Raw genomic sequence first — 17,124 nt, forward strand, 5'->3', positions numbered from 1 at the left:
CGGTCACGGACGATCCAAGGGCGAGGAGAACCAAGCATGACCACCACCGAGCAGCGCGTAGCCGTCGTCACGGGTGCCGCACGGGGCATCGGCGCCGCCACCGCGATCCGGCTCGCGGCCGAGGGCCGCGCCGTCGCCGTACTCGACCTCGACGAGGCGGCCTGCAAGGACACGGTCGAGAAGATCACCGCCGCCGGCGGCACCGCCCTCGCGGTCGGCTGCGACGTCTCCGACGCCGCGCAGGTCGAGGCCGCCGTCGCGCGCGTCGCCGCCGAGCTGGGCGCGCCGACCATCCTGGTCAACAACGCGGGCGTGCTCCGCGACAACCTGCTGTTCAAGATGTCGGAGTCCGACTGGGACGTCGTCATGAACGTGCACCTCAAGGGCGCCTTCCTGATGGCGAAGGCCTGTCAGAAGCACATGGTGGACGCGGGCTTCGGCCGGATCGTCTCGCTCTCCTCCTCCTCGGCGCTGGGCAACCGCGGCCAGGCCAACTACTCCGCCGTCAAGGCCGGCCTCCAGGGCCTGACCAAGACGCTGGCCAAGGAGCTCGGCAAGTTCGGCATCACCGCCAACGCCGTCGCCCCCGGCTTCATCGCCACCGAGATGACCGCGCAGACCGCCGAGCGCGTCGGCATGGGCTTCGAGGACTTCCAGGCCGCCGCCGCCTCGATGATCCCGGTCCAGCGCGTCGGCCGCCCCGAGGACGTCGCCAACGCCATCGCCTTCTTCGCGGGCGACGAGGCCGGCTTCGTCTCCGGTCAGGTCATGTACGTCGCCGGCGGCCCGCTCAACTGACGCGCCGACGGCATCCACAGCAGCGAGTGCAGCGAGAGGAAGAGGCGGGCATGGCAGTGAACGAACGGCCGGAGCTCTCCGGCAAGGTCGCCCTCGTCACCGGCGCGAGCCGGGGCATCGGCTACGGCATCGCCGAGGCGCTCGTCGCCCGGGGGGACCGGGTCGTCATCACGGGGCGCGGCGAGGAGGCCCTCAAGGAGGCCGTCGAGCGCCTCGGCGCCGACCGGGTGATCGCCGTCCCCGGCAAGGCCCACGACCTGGACCACCAGGCCGCGGCCGTCGAGGCGGCGATGGACGGCTTCGGCCGGCTGGACTTCCTGGTCAACAACGCCGGTACGAACCCGGTCTTCGGTCCGCTGGCCGACCTGGACCTCGGGGTGGCCCGCAAGGTCTTCGAGACCAACGTGATCTCCGCGCTCGGCTTCGCCCAGCGGAGCTGGCACGCCTGGCAGAAGGACCACGGCGGCGCCATCGTGAACATCGCCTCCATTGCCGGCGTCTCCGCCTCGCCTTTCATCGGCGCGTACGGAATGAGCAAGGCCGCGATGGTGAACCTGACCCTCCAGCTGGCGCACGAATACGCGCCACTGGTGCGGGTCAACGCGATCGCCCCCGCCGTGGTGAAGACGAAATTCGCGCAGGCGCTCTACGAGGGCCGGGAGGCGGAGGCGGCCGCCTCCTATCCGCTCGGCCGGCTCGGCCTGCCCGAGGACATCGGGGGCGCCGCGGCGTTCCTCACCTCGGCACAAGCGGAGTGGATCACCGGTCAGACCCTCGTCGTCGACGGCGGCATTTTCCTGAACGCCGGGGTCGGGTGACCGATAATCGGACACTTTCCGGAATTCGTGTCCGGATTGGCCCCGGTTATACGTCGAATGCCTCAAGTGCCCCGCCAGGCTGAACGATTGACCTGGCGGGGTGCTGCGGTATCGTCGGCCGACCCGTGGCTGAACGAGGAGCGTGCACGTGTTCAACCGGACCAGTCTGCAGGCCGCTGCAGCCCTTGCGTCCATATCCCTGGTATCGGGATGCGGTGTGTTTTCGGACAGCGAATCCGCCGGGGAACAGAGAATCGTCGTCGGTACGATGAGTTCTCCGACCACGCTTGATCCCGCTGCCGCCTGGGACAATTCCTGGGAGCTTTTCCGGAATGTCTTCCAGACGCTGGTGAGTTTCCCCACGGGCAGTACGTCCCCGCAGGCGGACGCCGCCGACTGCAAGTTCACGGACACGAACAGCCGCGTCTTCGAATGCAAGCTCCTGGACGACCTGAAGTTCTCCAACGGGCACAGGCTGGACGCCGAGGCCGTGCGGTACTCGATCGAGCGCATCCGCACGATCAACTACAAGGGCGGACCCAACGGACTCCTCGGCTCGCTCGACAAGATCGAGACCGTCGGCGGCCAGACGGTCGTCTTCAAGCTGAAGAAGTCCGACGCCACCTTCCCCTTCGTCCTCGCGACCCCCGCGATGTCGATCGTGGACCCGGCCGAGTACCCGGCGGACAAGCTCCGCGCCGACGGCAAGCTCGTCGGCTCGGGCCCCTACGTCCTCGACTCGTACGCCGAGCGGAAGACCGCCGAGCTCACCAAGAACCCCACCTACAAGGGCTTCGCCGAGCGCAAGAACGGCGGCGTGACGATCCGGTACTTCGACGCCTCCGAGGCGATGGTCGAAGCGCTCAGGAAGAACGAGATCGACGCCACCTACCGCGGTCTCACCGCCGAGGAGGTCGTCAACCTCCAGGAGGACAAGCCCGAGAACAAGGGCCTCCAGATCGTCGAGTCGACCGGCGCCGACATCCGCTACCTGGTCTTCAACACCCAGGACCCGACCGTCGCGAAGCTGGCGGTCCGCAAGGCCGTCGCCCAGCTCGTCGACCGCGACGAACTGGTCAACTCGGTCTACCAGGGCACCGCCGAGCCCCTGTACTCGATGGTCCCCAAGGGCGTCGCCGCCCACACCACCAAGTTCTTCGACCGGTTCGGCATGCCGGACGTCAAGGCGGCCAAGAAGCTCCTCACGGACGCGGGCATCACCCAGCCCGTGAAGCTGGACTTCTGGTACACCACCGACCGGTACGGCTCCTCGACGGCCGCCGAGTTCACGGAGCTGAAGCGCCAGCTGGAGGACTCCGGCCTCTTCCAGGTCGAGATCCAGGGCAAGCCCTGGAAGGAGTTCCAGGCGGGCTACCAGAAGGGCGAGTACCCGGTCTTCGGCCGCGGCTGGTTCCCCGACTTCCCGGACCCGGACAACTTCGTCGCCCCCTTCGTCGGCAAGGAGAACGTCCTCGGCACGCCGTACCTCAGCCCCCGCATCACCGACGAGCTGCTCCCCAAGTCCCGGCGCGAGAGCGACCGCGGGACCGTCACGGACGAGTTCGTCGAGGCGCAGGAGATCATGGTCCAGGACGTGCGGCTGCTGCCGCTCTGGCAGGGCAAGCTGTACATCGCGGCCGGCGAGGACATCGGCGGCGCCGAACGCGCCCTCGACCCCCAGACCGTCATGCAGCTCTGGGAACTGAACCGCCTCGCCAGCTGGTAGCCGCGCCCGCCGGGGGTCACTGTCAGTGGCCCCCGGTAGGTTCGTGGACGTAGACAGGAACGTCCACCGGAGGTTGTTGACCGTGACCGACACCAGCATGCTGCCCGAGTCCTGGCGGGGTGTTCTCGGCGAGGAGCTGCGCAAGCCGTACTTCGCGCAGCTCACCGAGTTCGTCGAGGAGGAGCGCGCCAGGGGACCGGTCTTCCCTCCGAAGGACGAGGTCTTCGCGGCGCTCGACGCCACCCCGTACGACCGGGTGAAGGTCCTGATCCTCGGCCAGGACCCGTACCACGGCGAGGGCCAGGGGCACGGCCTCTGCTTCTCCGTCCGCCCCGGCGTGAAGACCCCGCCGTCCCTGCGGAACATCTACAAGGAGATGCAGGCCGAGCTCGGCCACCCGATCCCCGACAACGGCTACCTGATGCCGTGGGCCCGCCAGGGCGTCCTCCTGCTCAACGCGGTCCTCACGGTCCGCTCCGGCGAGGCGAACTCGCACAAGGGCAAGGGCTGGGAGAAGTTCACCGACGCCGTGATCACCGCCGTCGCCTCGCGCCCCGACCCCGCCGTCTTCGTCCTCTGGGGCAACTACGCGCAGAAGAAGCTCCCCCTCATCGACGAGGAGCGGCACGTCGTCGTGAAGGGCGCCCACCCCTCGCCGCTGTCGGCGAAGAAGTTCTTCGGCTCGCAGCCCTTCACCCGGATCGACGCGGCCGTGAAGGCCCAGGGACACGAGCCGATCGACTGGCGCATCCCCGACCTCGGCTGAGCCTCGGCCCGATCCGGGCCGGGTGCGGTTAGCGTCGAGTGTCCCAGTGGATGAGCGGCGGGCGGAGTACGCGGTGACCGAGCGGCAGCAGGTGTCGGAAGACGGCGTCATGACCAGGATCGGGCAGGCCATGATGCTGCTCCACGGCGGGGACCGCGAGGAGGCACGGAACCGCTTCGGGGTGCTGTGGCAGGAGATCGGGCCCGACGGGGACCCCCTGCACCGCTGCACCCTCGCCCACTACATGGCCGACGCCCAGGACGATCCCGACACGGAGCTGGCCTGGGACCTGCGGGCGCTGAGCGCGGCCGAGGGGCTCGCGGAGGAGCGGCTCGCCGCGCACGGCTCGGCGGTGGCCCTCCGCGCGCTCTACCCCTCGCTCCACCTCAACCTCGCCGCCGACTACGTCAAACTCCAGCGCCCGGACGCCGCGCGGGTCCATCTGGACCGGGCCCGCACGGCGTCGGACACGCTCGACGACGACGGCTACGGGAACGGGGTCCGGGCCGCGATCGAGCGCCTGGAGATCCGGCTGCGGGCCATGTGACCGACGGCCGGCGCCGCCGGACGCGCGGTGCGCCCGGCCGGGGCGCTCACCTGCGGCCGTACGTGCCGTGGCAGATTCTGGCCTGATCGCTGCCGGGGGCCCAGCCCCCGTACCGTTCGCCCAGGTCGCAGACGTCCGCCCGGGAGACCGGGGCCTCCTTGGGCAGCTTCGCCAGCTCCTCCAGCTCGGGCACGGAGGCCCGCGGCGCCGGGTGCGGCTTCTTCTCGTGCCGCTGGGGTACGGCAGCGGGGCGCGGCGCCCGCTGCGGCGCCGGAGGGGCGGCCTTCCGCCGGGGCGCTTCGGGTGCGGCGACGGGCGGCCCGGGTTCGGGCGCGGGGGTCACGCGGGGCGCGGCGGCCGGCGGGGGAGTGTCGGGCAGCGCCGCTTCGAGGGCCTCGCGGGCCGGACCCTCGACGATCTGGGGCGCCACCTCGTGGGCGGGCAGGACGGACGACTCGGCCGCCGGGGCGGGGGAGGGGGCGGGCACCGTCGGGGGCGTGTCCACCGAGATGCACCCGGTCAGGGCGGCGACGGCCGCCCCGACCAGGATCTTCGCTGTGGTTCGGGTTCCTTGCACCGCGCCACTCTGCTCGTCCCGTGGCGATCTTCGCGCCCCTACCCGCGGGGAATGCCCCGCACGGGTGCCACGAGAGGAGCCGCCTTGACCGGTGTGCCCCCTGCGGGCCGTCTCAGTCGCCGGTCGCGCCGTCGATGCGCTCCCTGAGCAGGTCGGCGTGGCCGTTGTGGCGGGCGTACTCCTCGATCATGTGGAGGTATATCCAGCGGAGGTTGTACGGCTCGGCCCCGTCCCTGCGCACGCTCAGGTCGTCGAGCGTGTGGGCCGCCGCGAGCTCCCGGGCGCGCGCGATCTCCGCCTGCCAGGCCGCGAACGCCGCCTCGTACGTGTCGTCCTCGGACGGGTGGAGGTCGCTGTCGGGGTCCTCGTCCCGGGGGTATGCCGGGGGCACGGTCTCGCCGGCCAGGGTCCGGCGGAACCAGCCGCGCTCGACCTCGGCCATGTGGCGGACGAGGCCCAGGAGGCTGAGGTCGGAGGGCGGGGCGGACGGGGTGCGCAGCTGGGCGTCGTCGAGCCCCTCGCACTTCCGGGCGAGCGTCGCCCGGTGGAAGTCGAGCCACTGCTCGAGCGCCTCGCGCTCGCCGGAGGTGGTCGAGGGGTCGACGCGGGGAACGGTCGGTTCGTTCTGCTCGATGATCATGCACGGCATCGTGCCGGAGAGGAGGCGGTCGCACCACCCTCCGGCTCAGCCGCCCAGCATCCCGCGCAGCAACTCCTCGAAGCCGGTGCGCAGTTCCGCGCGGGTCGGGACGGCCGCGTGGAACGACCCGGCGGCGCAGGAGAACATCAGCCCCTCGCACCAGGCGACGAGCGAGAGCGCGTGCCGCTCGGGCGCCGGTGATCCGGCCGCCGTCATCATCGCGACCACCGGTCCGTGGAACGCCGAGCCGGCCGCGTCGAAGAAGGCCCGGAGCTCGGGGCGCCGGGTGGCTTCGAGGGCCAGCTCGTAGCGGGAGACGAGCAGCCCGCGATGGTCCGTCAGGTAGCGGTGCAGGGCGAGCGAGAGGGCGTCGACCAGCGCGTCGGCGGTGACGGGCGCGCCGCCGGTGCCGGGCATCGCGTCCGGCGTCAGGACCCGCGCCTCCCGGTGGACCTGGCGGCGGACGGCCGCCTCCAGGAGTGCCTGCCGGGTGCGGGCGTGGTTGGACGTCGATCCCTGGGGCAGCCCGGCCCGTTCGTCAACCGCCCGGTGGGTCAGTCCGCGCATGCCGCGCTCGACGAGCAGGTCGAGGGCGGCGTCCCCGATCCGGTCGGCGCGGGAGGCGGCGGCCGGGGCGTCGGTGACGGTCGACGGGAGGGGAGCGCTCATGGGGACACCGTACTACCGGGCACTACCGGGCGGACTACACCTGTAGTACGGTCAGGGCGTCGGACTCACTACACCTGTAGTTCGGGATCCAGGGAGCAGCCATGGAACAGCACCGCGCCGTCGTCGTCGGAGCCGGGATCGGCGGACTCACCGCCGCCGTCGCCCTCCACCGGTCCGGCTGGCACGTCACCGTCCTGGAGCGCGCCCGCGACCTCGCCCCCGTCGGCGCCGGCATCGGCCTCGCCCCCAACGCCCAGCGCGCCCTCGACGTCATCGGCCTCGGCGACCGCGTCCGCGAGCTCGCCGCCTGGCAGGGCGACGGCGGCCTGCGCACCCCGGACGGCCGCTGGCTCGCCCGCACCGACGCGCAGGCCGCGGCCGACCGCTTCGGCGGCCCCCTCGTCCTCCTCCACCGCGCGACCCTCGTCGAGATCCTCACCTCGGCCCTCCCCGCCGGCGCCGTCCGCACCGGCGTCGCCGCCGCCCTCGCCGACCCCGGCGACGACCACCGCCCCGCCCGGATCACCACCCCGGACGGGACGGTCGAAGCCGAACTCGTCGTCGCCTCCGACGGCATCAGGTCGGCGACCCGCCACACCCTCTTCCCCGACCACCCCGGGCCCCGCTACGCCGGCTGCACCACCTGGCGGGTCGTCGTCCCCGCCCCCGCCCGCCCCTTCGCCCCGCACGAGACCTGGGGCGCCGGACGGCTCTGGGGCACCCAGCCCCTCAAGGACGGCCGGATCTACGCGTACGCCATGGCCGCCGCCCCCGCCGGAGGCCGGGCACCCGACGACGAGAAGGCCGAACTCCTGCGCCTCTTCGGCGACTGGCACCACCCCGTCCCCGAGATCCTCGCCGCCGTCGACCCCGCGCAGGTCCTGCGCCACGACGTCCACCACCTGCCCGACCCGCTGCCGGCCTTCCACCGGGGCCGGGTCGCCCTGGTCGGCGACGCCGCGCACGCGATGATGCCGAGCCTCGGCCAGGGCGGGAACCAGGCCATCGAGGACGCCGTCGTCCTCGCCCACCACGCCTCCGTCCCCACCCGGCACACCGCCGTCCCCACCCACCCATCCGGCTCCGCGCCCGCGTTCGTCCCGAGCGCCGCCCTCGCCGCGTACACCGCCGAGCGCCTGCCCCGTACCACCGCGATCGTCCGCAAGGCCGCCCGCACCGGAGCGGTCACCCTCCTCTCCGCCCGCCCCGCCGTCGCCCTGCGCTCCGCGCTCGTGCGCTCCGTCTCCCGCTTCGGGCCCGGCCTCGCGCTGCGCGGCTTCGACGGCGTCTGCGACTGGCGGCCGCCAGTCGCAGCCGACCCGTCCCGCGCGGCCCACCCGGCGTAAGCTGACCCGCGCGAACGGCCCCCGCCTCGGGGGCCGGTGGACGACCGCTAGGGAGAGACCCCGTGAAGATCGGCTGCATCGGACTCGGCGACATCGCGCAGAAGGCGTACCTGCCCGTCCTGGCCACCCTCCCCGGGACCGAACTCCACCTCCAGACGCGGACCGCCGCCACCCTGGAGCGCGTCGCCGACTCCCTCCACCTGCCGGCCGCGCAGCGCCACCACGACCTCGACTCGCTGCTCGCCACCGGGCTGGACGCCGCCTTCGTCCACGCCCCGACCTCCGTCCACGCGGAGATCGTCGGCCGACTCCTGGACGCGGGCGTCCCCACGTACGTCGACAAGCCCCTCGCGTACGAGTACGCCGACTCCGAGCGGATCGTCGAGCTCGCCGAGAAGCGGGACGTCGGCCTCTTCGTCGGTTTCAACCGGCGCTTCGCCCCCGCCTACGCCCAGTGCGCCGAGCACCCGCGCGAACTGATCCTGCTCCAGAAGAACCGGATCGGCCTCCCCGAGGACCCGCGCACACTCGTCCTCGACGACTTCATCCACGTCGTCGACACCCTCCGCTTCCTCCTCCCCGGCGATGTCGAGCACATCGACGTCAGGGCCCGGATGCGCGAGGGCCTCATGCACCACGTCGTGCTCCAGCTGTCCGGCGACGGATTCACCGCCATCGGCATGATGAACCGCATGAACGGCTCCACCGAGGAGGTCCTCGAAGTCTCGGGCCAGGACACCAAGCGGCAGGTCCTCAACCTCTCCGACGTGATCGACCACAAGGGCCAGCCGACCGTCCGCCGCCGCGGCGACTGGGTGCCGGTGGCGCGGCAGCGCGGCATCGAGCAGGCCGTCCTCGCCTTCCTCGACGCCGTCCGGGACGGGCAGGTGCTCAGCGCCCGCGACGCGCTCCTCACCCACGAGATGTGCGAGCGCGTGGTCCGCGACTCCCTGCTCCAGGCCTCCGCCTGAGGGCGCCCGCGCCCGCCGCGGCGCACACCGCGCCGAGGACGAGGAGCGTCCCGTACACCGGCCAGTCGCCCCACCGGACGTATCCGGTCGTCGTCGCCGACAGCGGCAGCTCGCGCACGGCGACGGCGCTCGCCTCCGTGCCGAGCGCGGGCCCGATCCGTCGCCCGTCCGGGCCGTACGCGGCGCTGACGCCGGTGAGCGTCGCGTGCACGACGGGACGGCCCGTCTCCGCCGCCCGCAGCGCCGCGAGCGAGGCGTGCTGGGCCGGGGCCCAGCTGTCCTGGAACGTACTGGTCGCCGACTGGACCACCAGGAGCCCGGACCCGTCCCTGACGAGCCGTCGGCTCATGTCGGGGAAGGCCGACTCGAAGCAGACCAGCGGCCCGACCCGAAGCCCCGGGACGTCCCCCGCGGCGGGCAGGGTCATCACGACCGGGGCGGTGCCCCGCCGCCGGTCCTCGTCGGCCGCCTTCCCCGCCGAGGTCACCCAGCCGAGGACGGCGCGGGCGGGCACGTACTCGCCGAACGGCACGAGCCGCATCTTGTCGTACCGCTGCCCGGTGAGCCCGCTCGGCGCGACGAGCACGGCGCTCTTGAAGATGCCGGGCCGGTCGGCCGCGCGCGCGTCCACGTTCACCAGGAGCGGCGCGTCGACCGCCCGGGCGAGAGCGGTCAGCCGGGCCGCGAGCTCCGGCCGCCCGACCGGGTCGGCGCCCACACCGCTCTCGCCCCACACCACCAGGTCGACGCGCTGCCCCGCGAGCGACCGGGTCAGCTCCTCCGCCCGGTCGAACCGCCGTTCGGCCCCCTCGACCACACCCGGCTGCACGAATGCCACGCGCACCGTCCCACGCGTCCCGGGCGCCCCCACGCCCCACGCCGCCACCCCCGCCACCAGGGCGCAGGCGGCGAGGCCCGCGACGCCGACGGCACGGAGCCCCGGCGCCGCGACGAGCAGGGCCACCGCCGTGTTCACCGCGACCACGAGCAGGGTCACCAGCCACACCCCGCCGACCGAGGCGAGGCGCAGCGCCGCCGGAACCTCCCACTGACTGGCGCCGAGCAGCCCCCACGGCCCGCCGAGACCCTCCCAGGACCGGACCAGCTCGATCAGCAGCCACCCGCACGGGACCGCGACCAGGGCGACGGCGGCCCTCGCGGGCGTCCGGTCGCCGCCGGTCAGCGACCGGACGAGCACGGCCCACGGGACCCAGAGGAGCCCGAGCAGCGCGGCGAGCGGAAGGAGGAAGACGTGCAGGCTGGGCAGGAGCCAGTGGTGGACGGCGAGGACGAAACCGGCGCCGCCGCACCAGCCGTCGACCGCCGCCCGGCGCGGCCCCGGAGCCGTACGGATCAGCAGGAGCCAGGGGACGAGCGCGAGGTACGCCCACCACCACAGGCCGGGCGCGGGGAACGCGAACACGGGGAGCGCGCCGCAGACGAGGGCTGCGAGGGACCGTCCCCAGGCACGCCGACGGGCGCCCGGCCGCCCCGGCTCCGGGCCACGTCTCGCGAACGGCATCGACACGACACCCCCTTGGGCCTCGATGACCCCAGTGTCCGTCAGTGACGGCGCCAGCGTTCGTCCACGACGACGGAGCTCAGGCGCCAGCCGTCCGGGGTGCGCAGGGCCGCGAAGGCGTAGCGGCCCCCGCAGACGAAGTCCTCGCCGGTGGCGAAGCGCATCGGGTTCACGTAGTCGGCCCGGATCTCCGCCGCGTCCCCGGGCGCCTGGTACCCGCCCGCCTCACGGAAGAGGACCCGCCGGTTCACGATGAGGTGCTGGCGTACGGGAAAGAGGGTCATCGCCTCGGCGAGCCAGTCGGCCACCTCGCCGGCGGGACCCTCGACCCCTCCCGAGCCCCGGTAGTCCGCCCGGCCGTCGGGGGTGAAGAGGGCGCGGTAGGCGTCCCAGTCGGCATCGTCCACGGCCGCCGCGTACCCGGTGACGAGGTCGTCCACGGCGATCCGGTCCATCACGTTCGCGAGGTCCACGCGCTGCGTCATCGACCAAGTCTCGGGCAGCGGACGCGTGGCGCCAAGAGGCGTGCGCGAAGCCGGATCAACGGGAGGCGGCGCCGAAGGCGTGCGGGTACGCCCGGACGTACGCGTCGTCCAGCTCCTCGTCCGGCATGCCGAGGAAGCGGGTCACCGCCCGGTCCACCGCGGCGAGCGCCGCGCACAGGCAGATGATCCCGCCGAGGGCGACGAGCGCGAGCCACTCGTCCGAGGTCCGGGCGATCAGACCACTGGCCAGCGATCCCAGCGGCATCACGATCCCGGAGAGGAAGGAGGCGGCGGCGACCATCCGGTTCCGGAACTCCGACGGGGTCGCCAGGAGCCGGACCGTCCCCGTGTTCACGGTCACCATGCAGAGCCCGGTCCCGGAGACGGCCATGAACAGCGAGGCGGTCACGGTGAAGGCGAGGGGCGCGTCCGCGCCGGTCAGGGCGGCGGCCGCGCCGGTCCCGACGAAGCCCGCGCCGAGCGCCGCGAAGCCGAGCGGCACCGTGCGGTTCCGCCCCAGCGCCTCGTTCACCCGGCGCACGAAGAAGGCGCTGCCGAGGATCATGCCGACCGCGAAGGCCGACTCGACGACGCTCAGGACCCACGTGCCGGACGGGTGGTGGGAGGCGACCAGAGCCGGGATCACCACGGCGAAGACGGGGAAGAGCGCGAAGTCCACCGCCATGGCGAGGAGCGCGAGGCGCCACTCGGGGACGACCCGACGGATGGCCCGGAAACCGGCGAGCGCGTCCGCCGCCCACGAGGCCGCCGCCTTGTCCCGTACGGAAGCCGTCTCCCGTACGGAAGCCGTCTCCCGTACGGAAGTCGTCTCCCGTACGGAAGCCGTGTCCGCCACGGAAGCCGTGTCCCGTGCCGAGGGAGCCCCGGGCAGCCGGAGTACGGAGACCAGCACCGCGCAGACCGTCACCACCGCGCACGCCAGGGCGAGCACCGCCGCATGGCCGAGCGGGCCGATCAGGGCGCCCGCGGCGACGGGACCGGCGAACGACGACAGCGAGGTCATCGCGCTCCGCACCCGCACCGCCCCGGCCACCGAGGACACGTCCACCACGCTGCGGATCGTGGACGTCAGGAGCGGTTCGCGGAGCCCGAGGCCCACGCCGAGGAGCGCGACCCCCGCCAGGACGGGGCCGAGCGCGTACGCCCCCGAGAACGCCAGGCCCGCGAGCCCGCCGCTCACCACGGCCGAGCCGAGGAAGCAGACGAGGATCACCCGACGCGCGGGGAACCGGTCGCCGACCCAGCCCAGGGCGCCGCGCGAGAACACGTCGGCGGCGATCCCGACGCCGAGCACCAGACCGAGGAGCGCCACGTCGCCCGTCTCGGCCAGGACCCACCAGGCGACGGCGATCTCCAGACAGCGGGTGGCGACGCCGCCGCAGAACCCCGCGGCCTGCAGCAGCCCGAACGCCGACCCCCGCCCCCGCACGCCGGTCAGCCGGCGGACTCGCCCGCGTGGGGGCTCAGGACGCCGGTGGCGACGAGGACGATGAGCAGGACGCCGAGCGCGATCCGGTAGATGACGAAGGGCATGAAGGACTTGGTGGTGATGAACTTCATGAACCAGGCGATCACCGCGTAGCCGACGCCGAAGGCGATGACCGTCGCGAAGATCGTCGGACCCCAGGAGACGTGTCCCCCCTCGGTCGCGTCCTTCAGCTCGAAGACACCCGAGGCGAGGACGGCCGGGATCGCCAGGAGGAACGAGTAGCGTGCGGCGGACTCGCGCGTGTAGCCCATGAGCAGACCGCCGGAGATCGTCGCTCCCGAGCGGGAGACGCCCGGGACCAGCGCCATCGCCTGGCAGAGCCCGAAGATCAGGCCGTCCTTCACGCTGAGGTCGGTGAGCGTCTTGCGGTCGCGGACCACGCGGTGCTTCCCGCCGGCCTCGTCGCGGGCGGCCAGCCGGTCGGCGATGCCGAGCACGATGCCCATGACGATCAGCATGGTGGCGGTCACCCGCAGGTCGCGGAAGGGGCCCTCGATCTGGTCCTTGAGCGTGACGCCGAGGACGCCGATCGGGATCGAGCCCACGATGACCAGCCAGCCCATCTGGGCGTCGTGGTCCGAGCGCATCGCCTTGTCGGTGAGCGACCGGAACCAGGCCGTGACGATCCGCGCGATGTCCTTGCGGAAGTAGATGAGGACGGCGGTCTCCGTGCCGATCTGGGTGATCGCGGTGAACGCCGCTCCCGGGTCCTCCCAGCCGGCGAAGGCCGCCGTGAGGCGCAGGTGCGCGCTGGACGAGATCGGGAGGAACTCCGTCAGCCCCTGTACGAGTCCGAGGATGAACGATTCGAACCAACTCATGGGGCCAATGCCGTCCCGTTATGTACGTGTGCCGTCAGAAGGTCGAGCGCAGCGTACCGTCCCGAGATGACCGGCCCGTGATCAGGCCGTGCCCACGGGTTCGGGAGACCGTTCGGAGGCCTGGACGGGCAGCGGAGCGCCCCCGCGCAGGGCGTGCCGCTTGCGCCAGGCCACGACCGCCGCGCCGAGGCCCGACAGGACGATGAACCCGGCGGAGAAGAGGAAGGCGGGCGAGCCCGGCTCGCCCGCCCGAGCGCCCGCGATCACGTACGCCGCCGTGTTGGGGACCGTGCCGATGGCCGTCGCGAGGAGGAACGGCAGGTACCGCATGCGGGAGACGGCCGCGCAGTAGTTGGCCGCCGCGAAGGGCACGCCGGGGAAGAGCCGGACGGCCAGCATCGAGCGGAAGGCGTGCTCGCTCAGCTGCCCGTCCGCCGCGGTCAGCCAGCGGCCCCGGACGAACGGGCGCAGCGCGTCCTGGCCGAGGAAGCGGCCGAGCGTGAAGGAGATCCCGGCGCCGAGCACCGTCCCCGCCACCGCCGCCGTCAGACCGAAGGCGGAACCGAAGAGCGCCCCCGCCGCGAGGTTGAGGACCGGGCGCGGCACGAACGCCGCCGTGCACACGCCGTACGCGAGACCGAACAGCAGCACCGCTCCGGCGCCGTTCGTCTGCGCCGGCCAGCCCGAGGACAGCAGGCGCTGCGGCTCGTACAGGAGCACGAGGCCCGCCGCGGTGAGCAGCAGCAGCGCGAGCGCGGAGAGCCGCGAACGGGGCGACAGGAGGACCTGGGAGGCGCGGACGGCGAGGGAGCCCGGCGGCCGGGGCACGGGAGCGAGCATTCGGGGAGAGTAACGGAAGGGTCCGTATGATCGCCGTAATGTGCGTCATGTCCGTTGGGGCGGTGGTCCGGTGGAACAGGGCGTGCCGTGACCGAGAGGTGCCCCATGTCCGACGCAGCGTCCCCGATCCCCGCCGCGATCCCGCCGCCGGCGAGTGATCTCGCCGACACCGTCATGGACCGGCTCACCACCGTCTACCCCGCCGCGGGCAACCCCTTCCGGGCGCAGGAGATGGTCGCGTACATGAAGGGCGTCGCCCCCTTCCTCGGCGTCCGCACCCCCGAGCGCCGTGCCCTCTCCCGTACCGTCCTCGACGGCACGCCGCGGCCCGACGAGGACGACTGCGCCGCCGTCGCCCTGCGCTGCTTCGCCCTGCCCGAGCGCGAGTACCACTACTTCGCCGTCGACTACCTCCGCCGCCACGTGAAGCGCTGCTCCTCGGGCTTCCTCCCGGTCGCCCGCCGGCTCGTCACCACCGTCTCCTGGTGGGACACGGTCGACCACCTCGCCGCGCACGTCGTCGGCGGGCTCGTCGCTGCCGACCCCGCCCTCGCGGCCAGGATGGACGAGTGGATCGAGGACGAGGACCTGTGGGTGGCCCGCACCGCCCTCCTCCACCAGCTCCGCTACAAGGCGGACACCGACGCGGACCGGCTCTTCGCCTACTGCCTGCGCCGCGCGGCCCACCCCGACTTCTTCGTCCGCAAGGCCATCGGCTGGAGCCTGCGCGAGTACGGCAAGACGGCCCCCGGCGAGGTCCGCGCCTTCGTCGCCGGCAACCGCTCCCTGCTCTCCCCGCTCTCCGTCCGCGAGGCCCTGAAGAACCTCGGGTGAGGACCCTTCCCGGTGCCCGGCGCACAATGAGAGCGTGAACGAGCAGATCCCCGTACTGCGCGAGGTCGACCACGGCACCGCGCGCCTCATGCCCGACGTGGACCGCGAGCGGGCCTGGCTCCTGACGGTCGACGGAGCGCCCCAGTCGTACGTCGACCTCGACGACCCCTCGTACCTGGAGTTCGAGTACGCGCTCCGCCTCGCACACGTCGTCGACGGGGCCGCCGGGTCGGGCGAGCCGCTCGACGTCCTCCACCTGGGTGGCGGCGCGCTCTCGCTGCCCCGGTACGTCTCCGTCACCCGGCCCGGCTCCCGCCAGGACGTCGTCGAGGCGGACCTCGGCCTCCTCGACCTGGTCGCCGAGCACCTGCCGCTGCCCGAGGGCTCGGGGATCACCGTGCACGGCGCGGACGCGCGGGCGTGGCTGGAGGCGGCCCCGGACGACTCCGCCGACCTCGTCGTCGGCGACGTCTTCGGCGGCTCGCGGGTCCCCGCGCACCTCACCTCCGTCGAGTACGCCCGCGAGGTCCGCCGCGTCCTGCGGCCGGGCGGGATCTACGCCGCCAACCTGGCCGACGGCGCGCCCTTCCCCTTCCTCCGCTCGCAGCTCGCCACCTTCGCCACCGTCTTCCCCGAGCTCGCGCTCGTCGCCGAACCGGCCGTGCTGCGCGGGCGGCGCTTCGGGAACGCGGTCCTGGTCGCGTCGGACCGCGAGATCGACCTCGCCCGGCTCGCCCGCAGGGCGGCGGCGGACGCCTTCCCCGCGCGCGTGGAGCACGGCCTGGCGCTCGACCGGTTCACCGGCGACGCCGCGCCGGTCACCGACGACGGCGCCGTGCCGTCACCCGTTCCGCCCGAGGGCGCCTTCGGCATCGGCTGAGACGAGCGGCGCGGGCTCGTCCTCGTCCGCCGTATCGGCCTCCTCGGCCTTCTGCTCCTGCTCCGTGGACGCACGCCGGGTCAGATTGCGTACGTCCGGTACGAGGAGGACGAGCGCCGTGACGACGACCATCAGGGTCGCCGCGCCCCACAGCGCCTCGCTCCGTCCGAACGCGGCCTCGGCGGGGCCCGCGAGCGCGGTGGTCACCGGCAGCAGGGCGGTCGAGCCGAACCAGTCGTAGGCCGAGACGCGGGACAGCTTGTCCTCCGGGATCTCCTGGTGGAGGGCCGTCATCCAGGAGACGCCGAAGACCTCCAGGGCCACGCCGCTGACGAACATCGCCGCCGTGAGCCCGGCCGCGTCGAGCGGGACGGCGAGCGCCGCCGAGGGCAGCGCGATGGGAAAGACGCAGAGGCTGCCGACGAAGAGCATCCGGCGGGGCTTCCACCGGGTCATGAGGATCGCGCCCAGGACCGTGCCCACGCCGAACGCGGCGAGCGCCACGCCCCAGGGGCGTGAACCGCCCAGCTCGTCGCGGGCGACGAGCGGTCCGAAGACCGCCTCGACCGCGCCGATCAGACCCACGACCACCGAGAACTGGGCGACGATCGACCAGAGCCAGGGCCGGCTGACGAACTCCTGCCAGCCTTCCCTCAGGTCCGCGAGGAGCCCGCCGCTGGGGGCCCGCTCGGGCGTGCCGCTCGCGTCGAGGAAGGCGCGCAGTCCGCCGGCGACGGCGAAGGCGAGCGCGTCGATCGCGAGGACCCAGCCGGGGCCGACGAAGGCGACGAGGGCGCCGCCGAGGGCGGCGCCGCCGATCGTGGCGCCCTGCATGGCCATCCGGTAGACGGCGAAGGCCCGGCCGGCCTGTTCCCCGGTGACGCTGCTCATGAGCATGCCCTCGGCGGCCGGGTTGAAGAAGGCCTGCCCGGTGCCGCAGAGGGCGGTGAGGACCATCATGTGCCAGAGCTGCGCCGTGCCCGAGAGGACGAGGGCGGCGAACACGGCCTGCGAGACGCAGTTGAGGGCGTTGGCGGCGACCATCACGCGGTGCCGGGGTATGCGGTCGGCGACCGCGCCGCCGATGAGCAGGAAGAGGACGAGCGGCAGGAAGCGGGCCATCGCGACGAGTCCCGCGTCGCTCGCGCTGCCGCCGGTCTCGAAGACCGCCCAGGTGGTGGCGATCAGGGCGCCGTGCGCGCCGAGGTTGGTCACCACGGTGGCCGCGGTGAGCAGGAGGTAGTTGCGGCCCGCCCACTCGGGACGTCGGGAGCGCGCGGGCCGGAGGGCCGGTTCGGGGGAGGCGGCGGGAGTCGTCACTCCGGGACTATCCCTGCCGCCTCCCCCTCCTGCCAAACCGATAGTCGGTTGATC

At 73.1% G+C, this 17,124-nt stretch carries 18 protein-coding genes; 9 read left to right on the forward strand and 9 right to left on the reverse strand.

Going from position 1 to position 17,124, the window contains the following annotated elements; genetic code table 11:
• Window positions 1-36 precede the first annotated feature (36 nt).
• The 5 genes from fabG to AB0G79_RS20040 all read left to right on the forward strand — a co-directional run bounded on the left by fabG (window position 37) and on the right by AB0G79_RS20040 (window position 4,655).
• Window positions 37-798 (forward strand): 3-oxoacyl-ACP reductase FabG, encoded by a 762-nt coding sequence (gene fabG, locus AB0G79_RS20020; protein ID WP_360808143.1) that lies wholly within the window; start codon window positions 37-39, stop codon window positions 796-798.
• A 50-nt stretch (window positions 799-848) separates the two neighbouring features.
• The gene (locus tag AB0G79_RS20025) at window positions 849-1,616 is read left to right on the forward strand and encodes an SDR family oxidoreductase (RefSeq protein ID WP_360808145.1); all 768 of its coding nucleotides are present in this window, start codon (window positions 849-851) and stop codon (window positions 1,614-1,616) included.
• A gap of 148 nt (window positions 1,617-1,764) precedes the next feature.
• On the forward strand, window positions 1,765-3,342 hold the full coding sequence (locus tag AB0G79_RS20030; protein WP_360808147.1) for an ABC transporter substrate-binding protein: 1,578 nt from the start codon (window positions 1,765-1,767) through the stop codon (window positions 3,340-3,342).
• An 82-nt stretch (window positions 3,343-3,424) separates the two neighbouring features.
• Window positions 3,425-4,108: a uracil-DNA glycosylase gene (ung, locus tag AB0G79_RS20035; RefSeq protein WP_360808149.1), complete on the forward strand. Its 684-nt coding sequence runs from the start codon at window positions 3,425-3,427 to the stop codon at window positions 4,106-4,108.
• Window positions 4,109-4,181: 73 nt separating this feature from the next.
• On the forward strand, window positions 4,182-4,655 hold the full coding sequence (locus AB0G79_RS20040) for a hypothetical protein (RefSeq protein WP_360808151.1): 474 nt from the start codon (window positions 4,182-4,184) through the stop codon (window positions 4,653-4,655).
• A 46-nt stretch (window positions 4,656-4,701) separates the two neighbouring features.
• Here the strand turns inward: AB0G79_RS20040 and AB0G79_RS20045 are convergent, their stop codons facing one another.
• The 3 genes from AB0G79_RS20045 to AB0G79_RS20055 all read right to left on the reverse strand — a co-directional run bounded on the left by AB0G79_RS20045 (window position 4,702) and on the right by AB0G79_RS20055 (window position 6,541).
• Window positions 4,702-5,232: a hypothetical protein gene (locus AB0G79_RS20045; RefSeq protein ID WP_360808153.1), complete on the reverse strand. Its 531-nt coding sequence runs from the start codon at window positions 5,230-5,232 to the stop codon at window positions 4,702-4,704.
• A gap of 112 nt (window positions 5,233-5,344) precedes the next feature.
• Complete coding sequence (locus AB0G79_RS20050; protein WP_360808155.1) at window positions 5,345-5,881, reverse strand: DinB family protein; 537 nt, start codon at window positions 5,879-5,881, stop codon at window positions 5,345-5,347.
• 36 nt (window positions 5,882-5,917) lie between these two features.
• On the reverse strand, window positions 5,918-6,541 hold the full coding sequence (locus AB0G79_RS20055) for a TetR family transcriptional regulator (protein WP_360808157.1): 624 nt from the start codon (window positions 6,539-6,541) through the stop codon (window positions 5,918-5,920).
• Window positions 6,542-6,642: 101 nt separating this feature from the next.
• Here AB0G79_RS20055 and AB0G79_RS20060 point away from each other — a divergent pair, with 101 nt between their 5' ends.
• Together AB0G79_RS20060 and AB0G79_RS20065 are read left to right on the forward strand one after the other, a co-directional pair.
• Complete coding sequence (locus AB0G79_RS20060; protein ID WP_360808159.1) at window positions 6,643-7,887, forward strand: FAD-dependent monooxygenase; 1,245 nt, start codon at window positions 6,643-6,645, stop codon at window positions 7,885-7,887.
• Window positions 7,888-7,949: 62 nt separating this feature from the next.
• Window positions 7,950-8,858: a Gfo/Idh/MocA family oxidoreductase gene (locus tag AB0G79_RS20065; protein ID WP_360808161.1), complete on the forward strand. Its 909-nt coding sequence runs from the start codon at window positions 7,950-7,952 to the stop codon at window positions 8,856-8,858.
• Here the strand turns inward: AB0G79_RS20065 and lnt are convergent.
• The 5 genes from lnt to AB0G79_RS20090 all read right to left on the reverse strand — a co-directional run bounded on the left by lnt (window position 8,800) and on the right by AB0G79_RS20090 (window position 14,036).
• Window positions 8,800-10,380 carry an apolipoprotein N-acyltransferase gene (gene lnt, locus AB0G79_RS20070; RefSeq protein ID WP_360808163.1) on the reverse strand — a complete coding sequence of 527 codons (1,581 nt, stop codon included), beginning with the start codon at window positions 10,378-10,380 and terminating at the stop codon, window positions 8,800-8,802. The genes AB0G79_RS20065 and lnt overlap by 59 nt on opposite strands.
• A gap of 41 nt (window positions 10,381-10,421) precedes the next feature.
• On the reverse strand, window positions 10,422-10,865 hold the full coding sequence (locus AB0G79_RS20075; RefSeq protein ID WP_360808165.1) for a nuclear transport factor 2 family protein: 444 nt from the start codon (window positions 10,863-10,865) through the stop codon (window positions 10,422-10,424).
• Window positions 10,866-10,920: 55 nt separating this feature from the next.
• A complete protein-coding gene (locus AB0G79_RS20080; protein ID WP_360808167.1) occupies window positions 10,921-12,315 on the reverse strand; it encodes an MFS transporter in 1,395 nt (464 codons plus the stop codon).
• 5 nt (window positions 12,316-12,320) lie between these two features.
• The gene (locus tag AB0G79_RS20085; protein WP_360808169.1) at window positions 12,321-13,196 is read right to left on the reverse strand and encodes an undecaprenyl-diphosphate phosphatase; all 876 of its coding nucleotides are present in this window, start codon (window positions 13,194-13,196) and stop codon (window positions 12,321-12,323) included.
• An 81-nt stretch (window positions 13,197-13,277) separates the two neighbouring features.
• A complete protein-coding gene (locus AB0G79_RS20090; protein WP_360808171.1) occupies window positions 13,278-14,036 on the reverse strand; it encodes a TVP38/TMEM64 family protein in 759 nt (252 codons plus the stop codon).
• A 105-nt stretch (window positions 14,037-14,141) separates the two neighbouring features.
• Here AB0G79_RS20090 and AB0G79_RS20095 point away from each other — a divergent pair, with 105 nt between their 5' ends.
• Entirely contained in the window at window positions 14,142-14,870 is a 729-nt protein-coding gene (locus AB0G79_RS20095; RefSeq protein WP_360808173.1) for a DNA alkylation repair protein, read from the forward strand.
• Between the two features lie 34 nt (window positions 14,871-14,904).
• Window positions 14,905-15,750 carry a fused MFS/spermidine synthase gene (locus AB0G79_RS20100; RefSeq protein ID WP_360808175.1) on the forward strand — a complete coding sequence of 282 codons (846 nt, stop codon included), beginning with the start codon at window positions 14,905-14,907 and terminating at the stop codon, window positions 15,748-15,750.
• Here the strand turns inward: AB0G79_RS20100 and AB0G79_RS20105 are convergent.
• Window positions 15,712-17,070 (reverse strand): MFS transporter, encoded by a 1,359-nt coding sequence (locus AB0G79_RS20105; protein WP_360808177.1) that lies wholly within the window; start codon window positions 17,068-17,070, stop codon window positions 15,712-15,714. The two genes, AB0G79_RS20100 and AB0G79_RS20105, sit on opposite strands and share 39 nt — an antisense overlap.
• Window positions 17,071-17,124: the final 54 nt, after the last annotated feature.

The organism is Streptomyces sp. NPDC020807 (assembly GCF_040641575.1).
Taxonomy (GTDB): domain Bacteria; phylum Actinomycetota; class Actinomycetes; order Streptomycetales; family Streptomycetaceae; genus Streptomyces.